At 40.8% G+C, this 13,365-nt stretch carries 16 protein-coding genes; 7 read left to right on the forward strand and 9 right to left on the reverse strand.

Annotation, left to right across the window (positions count from 1 at the left end; genetic code table 11):
- The first annotated feature begins 105 nt into the window (after nt 1-105).
- Nucleotides 106-195 carry a YjcZ family sporulation protein gene (locus NPA43_RS04890; protein WP_017360317.1) on the forward strand — a complete coding sequence of 30 codons (90 nt, stop codon included), beginning with the start codon at nt 106-108 and terminating at the stop codon, nt 193-195.
- Nucleotides 196-248: 53 nt separating this feature from the next.
- Here the strand turns inward: NPA43_RS04890 and NPA43_RS04895 are convergent, their stop codons facing one another.
- Both NPA43_RS04895 and NPA43_RS04900 read right to left on the reverse strand, forming a co-directional pair.
- A complete protein-coding gene (locus NPA43_RS04895; RefSeq protein ID WP_072368131.1) occupies nt 249-434 on the reverse strand; it encodes a hypothetical protein in 186 nt (61 codons plus the stop codon).
- Nucleotides 435-516: 82 nt separating this feature from the next.
- Nucleotides 517-1,035, reverse strand: coding sequence for a DUF3267 domain-containing protein (locus NPA43_RS04900; protein ID WP_099728543.1), 519 nt, complete (start codon nt 1,033-1,035; stop codon nt 517-519).
- A gap of 230 nt (nt 1,036-1,265) precedes the next feature.
- Here NPA43_RS04900 and NPA43_RS04905 point away from each other — a divergent pair, with 230 nt between their 5' ends.
- Entirely contained in the window at nt 1,266-1,610 is a 345-nt protein-coding gene (locus NPA43_RS04905; RefSeq protein WP_230030962.1) for a YhaI family protein, read from the forward strand.
- Here the strand turns inward: NPA43_RS04905 and NPA43_RS04910 are convergent.
- Complete coding sequence (locus tag NPA43_RS04910; protein WP_099728541.1) at nt 1,588-2,208, reverse strand: HTH-type transcriptional regulator Hpr; 621 nt, start codon at nt 2,206-2,208, stop codon at nt 1,588-1,590. The two genes, NPA43_RS04905 and NPA43_RS04910, sit on opposite strands and share 23 nt — an antisense overlap.
- Before the next feature lie 187 nt (nt 2,209-2,395).
- A complete protein-coding gene (locus NPA43_RS04915) occupies nt 2,396-2,752 on the reverse strand; it encodes a YtxH domain-containing protein (RefSeq protein WP_099728540.1) in 357 nt (118 codons plus the stop codon).
- A gap of 128 nt (nt 2,753-2,880) precedes the next feature.
- Between NPA43_RS04915 and NPA43_RS04920 the strand changes: the two genes are divergently transcribed.
- Nucleotides 2,881-3,072: a membrane protein YhzF gene (locus tag NPA43_RS04920; protein WP_034321482.1), complete on the forward strand. Its 192-nt coding sequence runs from the start codon at nt 2,881-2,883 to the stop codon at nt 3,070-3,072.
- Between the two features lie 47 nt (nt 3,073-3,119).
- Here the strand turns inward: NPA43_RS04920 and NPA43_RS04925 are convergent, their stop codons facing one another.
- From NPA43_RS04925 to NPA43_RS04935, 3 genes are all read right to left on the reverse strand, one after another.
- Nucleotides 3,120-3,638: a tryptophan transporter gene (locus tag NPA43_RS04925; RefSeq protein WP_230030961.1), complete on the reverse strand. Its 519-nt coding sequence runs from the start codon at nt 3,636-3,638 to the stop codon at nt 3,120-3,122.
- Between the two features lie 127 nt (nt 3,639-3,765).
- Complete coding sequence (serC, locus tag NPA43_RS04930) at nt 3,766-4,845, reverse strand: 3-phosphoserine/phosphohydroxythreonine transaminase (protein WP_230030960.1); 1,080 nt, start codon at nt 4,843-4,845, stop codon at nt 3,766-3,768.
- Between the two features lie 358 nt (nt 4,846-5,203).
- Entirely contained in the window at nt 5,204-5,632 is a 429-nt protein-coding gene (locus tag NPA43_RS04935; RefSeq protein WP_096881197.1) for an HIT family protein, read from the reverse strand.
- A 467-nt stretch (nt 5,633-6,099) separates the two neighbouring features.
- Here NPA43_RS04935 and NPA43_RS04940 point away from each other — a divergent pair, with 467 nt between their 5' ends.
- Genes NPA43_RS04940 through NPA43_RS04950 form a run of 3 tightly spaced genes read left to right on the forward strand, consistent with a single transcriptional unit; the run spans nt 6,100 to nt 8,808 of the window.
- The gene (locus NPA43_RS04940) at nt 6,100-6,840 is read left to right on the forward strand and encodes an ABC transporter ATP-binding protein (RefSeq protein WP_099728537.1); all 741 of its coding nucleotides are present in this window, start codon (nt 6,100-6,102) and stop codon (nt 6,838-6,840) included.
- Entirely contained in the window at nt 6,833-8,053 is a 1,221-nt protein-coding gene (locus tag NPA43_RS04945) for an ABC transporter permease (RefSeq protein WP_256499438.1), read from the forward strand. The genes NPA43_RS04940 and NPA43_RS04945 overlap by 8 nt, the downstream gene beginning before the upstream one ends.
- 53 nt (nt 8,054-8,106) lie before the next feature.
- Complete coding sequence (locus NPA43_RS04950) at nt 8,107-8,808, forward strand: EcsC family protein (protein WP_256499439.1); 702 nt, start codon at nt 8,107-8,109, stop codon at nt 8,806-8,808.
- A gap of 31 nt (nt 8,809-8,839) precedes the next feature.
- Here NPA43_RS04950 and NPA43_RS04955 read toward each other — a convergent pair whose 3' ends face one another.
- Complete coding sequence (locus tag NPA43_RS04955; RefSeq protein WP_256499440.1) at nt 8,840-10,027, reverse strand: M20 family metallopeptidase; 1,188 nt, start codon at nt 10,025-10,027, stop codon at nt 8,840-8,842.
- Between the two features lie 501 nt (nt 10,028-10,528).
- Nucleotides 10,529-11,014, reverse strand: a complete 486-nt coding sequence (locus NPA43_RS04960; protein WP_099728533.1) for an antibiotic biosynthesis monooxygenase family protein — start codon at nt 11,012-11,014, stop codon at nt 10,529-10,531.
- Between the two features lie 127 nt (nt 11,015-11,141).
- Here NPA43_RS04960 and NPA43_RS04965 point away from each other — a divergent pair, with 127 nt between their 5' ends.
- Entirely contained in the window at nt 11,142-13,277 is a 2,136-nt protein-coding gene (locus NPA43_RS04965; protein ID WP_099728532.1) for a transglycosylase domain-containing protein, read from the forward strand.
- Nucleotides 13,278-13,365: the final 88 nt, after the last annotated feature.

The following is a 13,365-nucleotide window of genomic DNA, read 5'->3' on the forward strand; positions in this document are numbered from 1 at the left end:
GCGGGCGGTTCTTTTTTCAAACGATGACAGGTGCCTAAACGTTTTCAATTTTTCTGCATACACTGTGCTTAGAACAGAGGAAGAACTGGCAGGAGGTGTTTTCACATGGGAGGAGAAGTCTTTGCTGGCGGTTTTGCACTAGTCGTCGTGTTATTCATCTTATTGATCATTATCGGTGCATCTTGGATTTGCTAATAGATCATAGAATACAAAAAGCTGCCCTCAAACTGGCAGCTTTTGCTTTGATCTTAAATAGAAATGGTAATTTCAACAAATGATGAGATAAGTAAGATCAGTATCGATACATTGATAAAGCGAAACACCTTATCTTGCCGTTCTTCAGGAATCTCTCTGACAAGGCATAATGTATTAGTAAGCCTGTTTATTGAATACACAATAAACGCGGCAAAGACGATGAAGTAAAATAAAACTATCGGAGATCCCCCCTCTCTATGCTATTCCCATACTACATTACCAAATTTTTTATGAAAAAGATAGAAGTTGGCTTTAAAAACCTCATGATGAGGAAGTTTGGTCAACTAAAATATCAAACTCGTCTTGGGCTTGATCAATGATACAGGATTTTGGTGCTTTTAGCAGTTTCCATGCAAATAAAAAATCAGGCAAACAATAGCCTGCATGAATACTTGCGATGATGATAAAATAGTGTGCGTACATTGGAAACGCCATGCCTAAAAAAAAGTAAACAGGTGAGATGACACAAAACGGGCTGAGCAGTGAGAAAAGCATCACTCTCTTTGGCACGCGCTGCCAGCAATTTCGTTTAAATAACGTCATTTTTTTCTTGTTTTTCATCACTGGAATCAAGTGAACCACACGGTGGACAAGCAATGTCGCAAGTAAAAGCACAGCAAAAAGCGGTGCATTGTGACTGCTTAGTCTCGTTTCAGGATGAGTCAGTTGAAAACATAAAAAAGCCATAATGAAAAAAAGTACAGCAAGACTTATAGCTGAAATCACCATTCTCGTATAACCATAATCCTTTTCAAGATTAATGGTCTTCCAACAATTCATTTTCATCCTTCCAATCTAAAATCTAATTGAATATCTCCAGATAATTTACTCTTCCTGAGGATAAAAATCAATGGTTTTTATGAAAAAAAATAAAATGTTGCATTCATATGGAATAAAGAGAGGAAACTTTGGATTTTTCAAGAAAAAAAGACATAAGGGGGAGGTTCGTCTCTTTCGTCAATGAGTCATTTCGGCTAAAATAGAAAGACTAAGAGAAAGAGGGAACGTACATGAGTATTGAGGAACGAATGAGCCAACTCGAATATTATATGGAACTTTTACTGACGGCGACAGATATGAGCCGTTATCCATATTATGCGCTATTGATCCGGCAGCGTGTATCGAAAGAAGAAGCAGAGGATATTGAGCGTATTTGTGCTGAGCTTTCAGATGAAATGGACAAGCAAAAAGCACAAGGCTATGTCATGTTTGACGATCTCCTTGCGCTTTTTGCGGGACAGTTAATTGAAAAGCTGGATGTTCATGAGACAATATTTGCTTTACATGATCAAGGGCTGTTTCAGCCGTTAATGAATGAATTTATAAAGATCATTAAACAATTTGATTTGATTTAGCCGCTTTTTCTGCTGCCTCAGCTGAGTCTTCGAGTTCCTCAGGCTTTTTCGTGATTTTTCCACGCTCATTCAAAAAGTCCTTCTCAATGTTTGAAAACGATTTCTCAAAAATCTCCATGAAGTCCTCACCATAAATGTTTCGGATAATACACATCATTTCTAAAATTTCAGGGAACTTTCCGTAAATGTCATGAAGCGGCTGTGCGCCTTTGACAATACCAGTTCGGGCCGGGTCGAAATCTTCGAGTAGTTTATGGAATGTCTCTTCGCCTTTTGGCGTTAGCTCAATATACGTATTGCGTTTATCGTTTAACTTTTTAGAAAATTTCAAAAATCCTCTTTCTTCCAGTTTTTTGGAGAAGTTAAACGCAGTTGATACATGCATGACGCCAAACTTTGCAATTTCTGATATTGAAGCTCCTTTTAATTGATACGCAATCCACAAAATATGATGTTCATTAATATTCAGGTTATACGGTTTGATCCACTGCTGCCAGTCTTTCTCAATGGATTTCCAAAGAGCTTTGCTCAATTGGGCCATTCTTTGACTGAATAAAAGTGCTTCTTTTACATCGAAAGGCTGTTCCGAATGATTCATCCATTTCACCTACTTCTCTTTTTCTTGTAATTCTATTATGCCAATAAAATAAAGATTAATAAAGCTGAAAATTCAAGAATTTTTAAAAGTCATGAAAAACATTGACAAAATAACCTTTTTTCAACAAAAAAAGTGCGGGATACGCACCCCGCACACTTTTGTAAACGAATATTTATTTGTGAGTATATTAGTTTTGTAAGGTTTTCTCCAGTTGTTTAAGCTTTTCCTCAATTTCCTGAATTTCCTTTTGTAAGTCCTGCTGATGAGGTTTGATTTCTTCGCGCCATTGCTGAATAGATGTTTGCAATTCAGTCCCAACCTCTTTAATGACTTCTGCACTTTCTTTTGCCGTTGCAACAATTTGCTCTTTTAAAGCTTGTCCGTCTCTTTTTAATCTTGTCAGCGTATCTTCGAATTTGTCATAGCTGTCTTTCATCTTTCCGCGTACATCTCTGCCAGAAGAGGGAGTCGTCAGGAGCACTGCCGCACCTCCGAGGAGACCGCCTACAAATAATCCTGTTAATAAAGAACGTCCACTAGCCATTCAAATCACCTCTAGTCAAATTTTACACATTCGCATGTTCTCTCTTAGCTGATGATCAGCTTCATTGAACTTCCATACATAGCTTGCTTTATTTTAGCATACTTTTGAAGAAAAGGGAGGGGAGAAGGTTGTCTGTCTTTCTGTTCGTTTTTACGTGTATCGGTGTCGTTTTCACAGGTGGTTCCATTCATTATGCAAGACAGCTTGGGTATGCAGGGTCTTATCCGCCAAAACATGTATTAAAGCAAAAAGCACTTGTGTGTGCGGCAGGTGCAGGGATTTCGCTTCTCGTTTTGCTGCTTACCCTTTTTCTTTTATAAAAGCATGAAAAAACCTCTTCATCTGACATGAAGAGGTTCGTTATGCGTTATGCAACTTCTATCATTCTTGCACGCCTTAGAATGGACTGAGCAATTGGGAAGACAAATACCATGGCAATGGTATTAATCACAACTGCTGGCAGGACAACACCCACAAGAAGTGCTGGTAATGCAGCTGGCAGTCCTGTGATCAGTAAAGCGGCAGATAGGAAAATCACGCCGGATACGGCGGTTCCAATAGCTGTTAGCACAGCGGTCAGCACGATTTTGTTCTTCATCTTCTGGCAAGATAAGAAAAGGGCTAGGAAGATAAAGGCTGTCACTGGTTTATCAATCATATTTGGAATTTGTCCGCCTGGGAAACCCGTTGTCAAAGCGGAAATGACACCAGTCACTAGGGCAATCACGACTACATGCTGTACCTTAGGGAAAAGGATGATGCTTAAAAACATCATGACCAGCATCATATCAGGTTTCATTCCGAAAAAGATGGGCGGGAAAATCGTATGCAAAACAGCTCCCATTGCTGCAAGCAATGACATAATCACTAATTCTTTTGTTTTCATTTCTATGCTCTCCTCTGCTAAGCTCTTATAGGACTCTCCAATAATATGGCTCATCATTTATTGCAAGAGTCATCATTTGATAGTTCTCGTTATTATAACAAATTGATTTCATGATAGAAAAGCCTTTTTACTCATTTTCTTGCTGGAACTTTTTCATAAAGTCCGCAAGCTTTTGGCAGTCTTCAATTGAAACCGCATTGTAAATAGATGCTCTGCATCCACCGACAGAACGGTGTCCTGCAAGTCCAACCATTTGTTCTTGTTTGGCTTTCTCCACAAATGATGCGGTGAGTGTGTCATCACGAAGGGTAAACGTGACATTCATATGAGAACGGCTGTCAGCGCGGGCATGCCCTTTGTAAAAGCCGCCACTTTGATCAATCGCCTCATAGAGAATGCCCGCTTTTTGTTCATTGCGTTTTTCCGCTGCTTCTACGCCGCCAGCGTTTTTGACATGCTCAAGGACAAGAGACAGCATATAAATCGCAAAAGTCGGTGGTGTGTGATAAAGAGAGTTGGCTTTTGCGTGTGTTGAATATTTTAATATTTTAGGCGTGCCGCTTTTTTCTTTCTCTAAAAAACGTTTGCGCGCGATCACAATCGTGATACCAGAAGGTCCTAGGTTTTTTTGTGCACCGGCGTAAATGAAATCAAATGAAGAAACGTCTATTTGTTTGCTGAGAATATCGCTGGACATGTCCGCAATGAGCGGCAATGAATTGTCCGGGAACGTTTTCCACTGTGTGCCGAAGATCGTATTGTTCGATGTGATGTGCAAGTAAGCACCGTCTGTTAAACCGGAAGCATCTACATCTGGAATATACGAATAATTGTCATCTTCACTTGAGGCAAACACAGACGTTTCACCAAATCCTTTTGCTTCTGACAATGCTTTTTCTGACCAAGCGCCTGTTTGAATGAAATGAGCGGTTTCACCTTCATGTAAGAAGTTCATTGGAATCATCGCAAATTGAAGACTAGCTCCGCCTTGTAAAAAGAGGATCTCATAATCTTCTGGAATGTCCATCAGCTCCACTAAAAGCGCTTTTGCTTTATTGTGGACTTCTTCATATTCACCGCTGCGATGAGAAAGCTCCATCACAGACATCCCAGTTTGTTTAAAATCAACAAGTTCTTCCTGTGCTTTTTGAAGCACTTCTAGCGGCAGTGCCGCCGGACCAGCATTAAAATTCGTCGTTCGCTTCATCACAATCTCTCCCTATTTCTCGCGTTAATGGATCAAAAGATAAAACCATCCTATCACAAATTTGAAGCATTTGGACAAAAAATTTGAATCGTCCTAAATATCTTACTATTAGGAGATGTAAGCTTTAAGAAGTGGCAGAAATAAGAAAAACCTCATCTTTTAAGATGAGGTATAGTCTGTTGACAAAGGGCTAAAATGAACTTTATTTTAGCCCTTTGTCTTCTTTTCAGCGTGATAGAAAACCTTTGAAGTCTAGGAAGGACGAGTACCGGAGCGGAGCGAATTTGTCATTCGTGAGCACCGGCACGCAGACCTGACAACGAATGCGAGGGTTTGTCTACACGCTGAACCTCATCTATTAAGATGAGGTAAGCCGCGTGTGGATGGCAGAAGAAATCTCTTTTAAATCCTCTGACGTGTATTGGTCTTGATGTGATTTCCATACGGCACCAAAGCCATCGCCTTTGCCGTAACGCGGAATGATATGCATGTGGTAATGGAACACAGATTGTCCGGCTTTTTCGCCGTTGTTGTTCAGGAGGTTTAAACCAATTGGTTCAAATTCCTGTTTGATCGCCCTTGCAATTTTCGGAATCGCTTGGAAGTAGTGATTAGACACTTCTGGTGTCATGTCATAGATGTTTTCTTTATGTATTTTCGGGATAACAAGGGTATGCCCTTTTGTTACTTGGCTAATATCAAGAAAAGCCAATACATGCTCGTCTTCATATACTTTTGCACATGGAATGTCTCCATCAATGATCTTGCAAAAAATGCAGTCGCTCACGCCGTGTCACTCCTCATTATTTTTTCCTTTATCGTATCACAAAAAGAAGCAAAAAAGAAAACAGGACAAGCGAACTCCTTTGGTCGCTCATCCTGCTCCTGCAGAAGAAATGCTGATGCTTTCATTCGATATGCCTTTTGAATTCTCTATTTACTGAAATAAAGAATTCATATGCCTGCTATTTCTGCCGTAAACACCTCATTTGACGATTGTATAGGACACAAAAATCAAGAATCAGTGAAGCAAAACAGAAGCTAAGGTTTTTAGATGAAAAACCAACTTGTCATGCGGTACTTTGCCTTTAACAAACACCTCATTTACTTATTGGTCATCAAGTTCATTTCTTCTACATACATTATGATGACCAATGCGCCTATTTTTTATTCAGGCTCGTCTATAGGTAAACATTTCAAATTACCTTTCGTTTTTGGTACTATAAAGGAAAAAAGAAAGAAAGGAACGAACTCATGTCCCTTTTAACTGTAAAAGATGTAACGGGTGGATATACGAAGAATCCCGTTCTAAAAAATATTTCATTTGAATTAGAAAGAAATCAAATCGTCGGTCTCATTGGCTTAAATGGAGCGGGGAAAAGTACAACCATTCGTCATATCATCGGTCTGATGAAACCACATAAAGGTGTCATTGAACTGAATGGACGAACATTACAAGAAGATCAAGAGGCGTATCGTTCGCAATTCACCTTTATTCCGGAAACACCTGTCTTATATGAAGAGTTAACACTAAAAGAGCATTTAGAGCTGACAGCGATGGCTTACGGTCTTTCAAAGGAACAACTAGAAGAACGTCTACCATCATTGCTGAAAGAATTTCGAATGGAGAAACGGTTGAAATGGTTCCCTGCTCATTTTTCTAAGGGTATGAAGCAGAAGGTCATGATTATGTGTGCGTTCCTTGTTGAACCAGAGCTGTATATCATCGATGAACCGTTTTTAGGGCTTGATCCTCTTGCGATAAATGCACTATTAGAACGAATGAATGCTGCAAAGACAAGCGGCGCTAGTGTCCTGATGTCAACGCATATTTTGGCGACAGCTGAACGTTATTGTGATTCCTTTATTATTTTGCATGAAGGTGAAATCAGAGCGAAAGGAACACTGACAGAGCTAAGAGAGCAGTTCAACATGAGAGATGCGACACTCGATGATCTTTATTTGGAATTAACAAAGGAAGAAAACTATGAGTAAAACAACGCAAACCATTTGGAAATCACGATTAGAGGAACACATGCAAGACACAAGAAAATATTTAAAATACATGTTCAATGATCATCTTGTCATTGTGCTGATTTTTTTCCTTGCAGGCGGGGCGAGCTGGTATAGCGGCTGGCTCAAACATATTCCAACTCACTTCCCTTCGTACTGGGTCATGGCAGTTGTTTTCTCATTGGTGCTGACAAGCTCTTACGTACGTACGTTGATCAAAGAGGCAGATCTCGTGTTTTTGCTTCCTCTGGAAGCGAAGATGGAGCCTTATTTAAAAAACGCTTTTAACTTTAGCTTCCTTTCTCAGCTGTTTCCTTTGATTGCCGTATCGATTATCGCACTCCCGCTTTATTCGGCTGTATCTTCAGGAGATCTCATGCTTTATGTGCTGGTTTTGGCGCAAATGATCTTGATAAAGGGCCTGAATACAGCGATTCAATGGAGAATCACTTATTTTCAAGGAAAGCATGTCAGATGGCTTGATGCAGTGTTTCGTTTTCTATTGAATACATTTCTGATGTATACCGTTTTACAGGCAGCCTATGCGATTGCAATCGTTCTTTATCTTATATATGCCGTCTATCTTATTTACTTAACAAATGCAGTGAAAAAACAGCCTTTTCAATGGGAATTGCATATTTCTGATGAATTAAAACGGAAACAGCGCTTTTATCGCTTGGCAAACTTATTTACAGATGTGCCTCATTTAAAGAAACAGGTGAAAAGAAGAGCGTACATGGACTGGATCTTGCAGTTTGTTCCTTACGAGCAGCGTAAAACTTTTTCTTACATGTATGTGAGGGCGTTTTTACGTTCAAATGATTATTTTGGTCTTGTGTTTAGATTAACGGTCGTGTTTGTGCTGATTATTCTGTATACAGGCGCAGCAGACTGGGTGGGCGCGTTACTTGTCTTGTTCACAGTATTTATCACTGGTGTACAGCTTGTTCCGTTAACGAAGCACTTTGCGCATCTTTCGTTACAGGCACTATATCCAGTTTCTCAGCAAGAAAAGGATCGTAGCTTCTTTGTTCTCGTCCGTAATGTGCTCATCATTCAATCGATTTTGCTGAGCTGCGCGGTACTCCCAGCAGGAGGATGGAAGGGAAGTGGACTTGCTCTTCTCATTTCATTGACATTTGTGCTTGTTCTATTCAAGCCTTACGTCCAAAGTCGATTAAAAAAGATGAGATAAGTGGAAATCTATTTTTTACAGCGAGCGTATGATGACATCAAGGAGGGAACCGGATGAATGCAGCTGAACGGGAGTTGTATGATGAGGCCATTCTTTTTCAAACGCGATTTTTAAGAAAACCTTCAAAGATCGAACGATTTTCAAAAGGAGTTCAGCAGCAAGTGAATCGCCGAATACCTGCGAGATTTCATCAAGTCATCACAAGTGCGGTGAAATCAATGGTCGAATCCACCGTATCAGGGACGCACTTCACTTCATTTTCAGTGATCGATGAACAATTAACGATCGTAGAGCGAAATGAGCTGGCAAAGGATAAAGTGAAGTATTATCAAAAGGCGGCGGCGATCGAAGGAATTGGAACAGGGGCAGGCGGTTTATTCCTTGGAATGGCGGACTTTCCGTTGCTGCTGAGCATTAAAATGAAATGTCTTTATGAGCTGGCATGTATTTATGGCTTTGATTTGTCTCAAAAAGAGGAAAGACTCTTTTTGCTCTGTATTTTTCAACTCGCCTTTTCAAGCAGTGCACATCGTCAAAAGATGATGAAGGTCATTGATGATTGGGAAACAAGCCGGGAGGAAATGGATTGGTACAGCTTTCAGCAGGAGTACCGAGATTACATTGACCTTGTGAAGCTGTTTCAATTAATGCCAGTCGTCGGTGCGGCTGTTGGCGGGGTCGCCAATCATCAGCTGACAGGACAGCTCGGAGATGTTGCACGCCATGTGTTTCACTTACGAGTATTGAAGAAATGAAGTGAAAAAGCCGCTGATCAGCGGCTTTTCTTCATTCATCATAGTAAAGAACGGCGTGAGCGAGTACCTTTGCTGCGACTGGCATTGCTTTTTCGTTGATATCGAATTTCGGATGATGATGTGGATACATATCCTGGCTGTTTTCTGGCATGGCTCCTGTGTAGAAGAAGGTGCCAGGAACATGCTGTAGGTAGTAAGCGAAATCTTCTCCGCCCATTTGGGTTTCCGCTTCTTTTACTTCTATGACACCTTCTGTCTGTCTTGCTATTTCAGCAATATATTCAGTTGGCTTTGGGTGATTTTTGACAGCAGGATATCCTCTCACATATTTATATGTGTACGATGCATCATGCATGTGGCAAACCCCTTTCACCACCTGTTCAATTTCACGTTCAATGATATGACGTGCATTTTCTTCAAAGGATCGTGCAGTGCCGGTTAAAACTGCTGAATCTGCAATGACGTTAAAGGCATTCTCAGCCACAAAACCTCCTACCGATACAACAGCTGAATCAATTGGATTGACTTTACGGGCGACGACCTGCTGCAAGTTTGCGACAATTTGTGAACCGATGAGTACAGCATCTTTTGTTAGATGAGGCTGGGCGCCGTGTCCGCCTTTACCTTGGACTTGAATAGAGAAACGGTCGGCGGCTGCCATAAAGTTCCCGCTTTTATACAGAACGGTGCCACAAGGCTCTGATGACCAAAGGTGAGTACCGAATATGACATCGACTCCGTCTAAACAGCCGTCTTCAATCATCGGCTTAGCACCGCCTGGAGCATATTCTTCAGCGTGCTGATGAATGAGGACGATTTTCCCTTTTAATTGTTCACGAAGCGCATGTAAGATCTTTGCTAATACAAGAAGGGTCGCTGTGTGCCCGTCGTGACCGCATGCATGCATCACACCTGGTTTTGTCGATCGATAAGGCACATCCTTTTCATCGTGGATGGGCAGTGCATCAAAATCAGCTCTGAGGGCAATGGTCGGCCCTGGGGAAGCTCCTTCAATAAAAGCAAGAACACCATGACCGCCCACCTGAGTACGTGTAGGTATATGTAATGTTTCATAGTAATTCGCGATGAAAGCGGCTGTTTCTTCTTCCTGAAAAGAAAGTTCTGGATTCATATGGAGATGGCGTCTAATTTCAACCATTTCCTCATAATGTTCATCAAGACGTTCATTGATGCTTTTTTGTAAAGTGGATATTGACATTGATCCGAAAACCTCCTTCATGCTCTTTTACTGATTGTATGGTAATTGTTAGAATCTTTCAACAGAAGAGGATTTCGTGTTCAACATCAAAAGGTCATTTTACATAAAAGTCGAAGGTTGATATGAAACTGGAAAAAGGGGGAAGTGGCATTGGGGAGCTGTCCAAATTGTTCAAAAGCATTTTCTTTCGTTGAAAAGTTTCATTTATCACATACGAGAATGATGATGTGTCCAAGCTGTCGGCACCAAATCAAAGAAACGTTTGTCTCAAAGATGAGTTTTTTCATGATCTGCTTGATTCCGCTATTGGTGCTGCTTATTCAGTTGAAAGGCGCTTCACCTATGTTGAAGTGGCCGATCTTATTAGGGTGGATATTGCTGAATTTCTATGTGCTTCAGCCTATCATTCATCGGTACGAGCTTAAGTGAAGATAATGAAAAGAAGAGCCCGGCTAATGGGCTTTTTTTTATGAAAAAAGAAGTGCTAAAAGCAGCACTTCCTTAATTGTCTGTGACGGCATGGTAGGATGTGAGATAGGCAGGACGAGAGAAGATGGAGCCTGTATCCTCGTGCGGCTGAAAGAACGCTTCTGATTCTTGAAAGTCTTGAAATAAATCCTCTGATTCCCAAAGTGTCAAAATCAGATAGACCTCTTCATCTTTTTGTGGTCTTAAGACACGCAGAGCCTTGAAGCCGCGCTGATGCTCTGAGATGTTTGTTTTCTTCTGAAAGGTGGATTCAAAAAGTGCTCTGCTTTCAAGCTTAACAGGGATATGATTCAAGGTGACGAAGCCAGATTGGACAAGCTCGCCTTTCGCATAAATCACATCATAGGCATGAGGGGCTTTAAATACGGTCTCTCCCTCGGTTTCATGAAAAAGAGCCGCTTGTTCTTTTCCAACCATATAAAGTAGATTTTCCAGATGGTGTTTCTTTGCGATTTTATGCAAGAAATCTGCTGTTCCATATGTAATATAGACATTCATCTAAACCGCCTCCTGCTTGATAGTATAACAAAAGAATGATATATAATTCTTTGGTAGTCAATCCATAAAACATATTATGAAGCAATACATCCCATACTATCCGTATAAAGGAATGAGGTGACCTAATGTGAAGAAAAAGAAGATAATCATTCCGTTAGTCATTGCAGGAAGCACACTCGTGCTTTCATTTATTGGCTATCTGACCATTTTATTTTTAGGACATTATGTCATAGATGAGAAGAAGCTTGTTTTTCACGCTTCCTCAAAAATCATTGATCAGAATGGAAAAGAACTCACAAGTATGTATTCAGAAAATCGGGACCCTGTGTCATTAAAGGAGATACCTGATAAAGTAGCGAAAGCTTTTGTTGCTGTCGAGGACAAGCGTTTTTATGAGCATCATGGAATTGATGCACAATCTATTTCAAGGGCGGTTTATCGAGATATATTAGCAGGAGGAAAAGTAGAGGGCGGCAGTACGATTACCCAACAGCTCGCAAAAAATATTTTTCTCACAAACGATAAAACCTTTCTTCGAAAAACAAAAGAAGTCATTATTGCTATTAATTTAGAAAGAGATTATTCAAAGGATAAACTGCTTGAGATGTATTTGAATCAGCTTTACTTCGGCCATGGCGTCTATGGGATTCAGGCGGCAGCCAATTATTATTTTAGTAAAGATGTCAAAGATTTAACTGTCAGCGAAGGTGCTACACTTGCTGCTATGCCAAAGGCACCGTCTTCTTACTCGCCTGTTTTACATCCTGATAAAAATAAAAAAAGGCGAGATACCATCCTGAATTTAATGAATGAACAAGGATATTTGTCATCCACAGAAACAGTAGAAGCAAAAGGGAGGACACTAGGTATCCATTTGAAAAAGAAATCAGAAACGCCTTGGGTGGACAGCTATGTCGATCTCATCATTAAAGAAGCGGAATCAGAGTATGCCATTTCACATGAGCAATTGCTTCAAGGCGGCTATACCATTACCGTCCCGATTGATATGAATTTGCAAAAAGTTGCCTATGATGCGATGAAAAACAACCGTTATTTCCCGGGAAAAAGCGGGTCTCCGGAAAGCAGCGCCGTGTTTATTGATAACGAGTCTGGTGGAGTAAAAGCAGCCATTGGAGGACGAGAATATCAGGCAAGGGGCTATAACAGGGTAACGGCTGTTAGACAGCCTGGATCTGTTTTCAAGCCGATTGCGGTGTATGGTCCGGCGATGCAGGAGAAAAAATTCAGACCTTATTCACTGCTTGAAGACAAAGAAAAAAGCTATGACGGCTATTCACCAAAGAATTACGATGGGCAGTATGAAGGCAGGGTCACGATGGTGGATGCCCTGATGAAGAGTAAAAATACAGCTGCTGTGTGGACGTTAAGTCAGCTTGGCATTGACACCTCTAAATCTTATCTTGAAAAAATGGGAATGGAGATTTCGGATAAAGGACTTGCCATGGCACTTGGCGGCTTAGAAAAAGGGGTTTCTCCATTGCAGATCGCTGGAGCCTTCCATACATTTGCAAATGAAGGCGTGTATAAAAAGCCTTTCTTTATTCAGAAAATCACCAATGATGAAGGGGAAACTGTTGAGAAGAATCGAAACAAACAAGAGCGAGTGTTTAGTGTGCAAAACGCATGGAATATGACGAGAATGCTTCAGCAAGTCGTCAAAGGCGGGACAGCTCAGAGCGGTTCATATGCTGGAGATTTAGCAGGTAAAACAGGAACAACCACCTATTCAGGTGTGAAAGGTGCAACAAAAGATGCTTGGTTTGCCGGCTATACGCCTAGTACAACGGGTGCGATTTGGATGGGATATGACAAAACTGATAACAGCCACTATTTAACTGGCGGCAGTCAGTATCCAGTGCAGCTGTTTAAAGATATTTTAACGACAGCCCAAATCACCAATGAAACATTCAAAAAGCCAGAGGGGATTAAAGAACTTCAATCACCGATCCATTTAGAAGGGCTATCAGGATTTGAAGCCCGCTATGCCTTTAAAATCAAAGGATTGTTTACATTGGAGCTGTCTTGGGACGAACAGGAGGATAAACGGGTTGAATATCGCATCTATGAAAAGAGAAATGGAAGCGAGACGCTGATCGACTCAGTGACAGGCGTGGGCAGCTACACAATGCCGTATGCCAATGTGTTTTCAGATGCGCAGTATAAGGTTGTTCCATACAATACCCAAACAAAAGAAGAAGGCGAAGGCAGTTCTTATGTCAAGCCAGAGACTTTTGGACGTTAATATTCGGCGATTTTTTGAACATTGAGCCGCTTTAGTATACCGTGCCTTGAAAAAGCGGTATAGTAAAAGCAGTGTTTGAGCCTTATAC

It is taken from the genome of Bacillus pumilus, from assembly GCF_024498355.1.
GTDB lineage: Bacteria > Bacillota > Bacilli > Bacillales > Bacillaceae > Bacillus > Bacillus pumilus_P.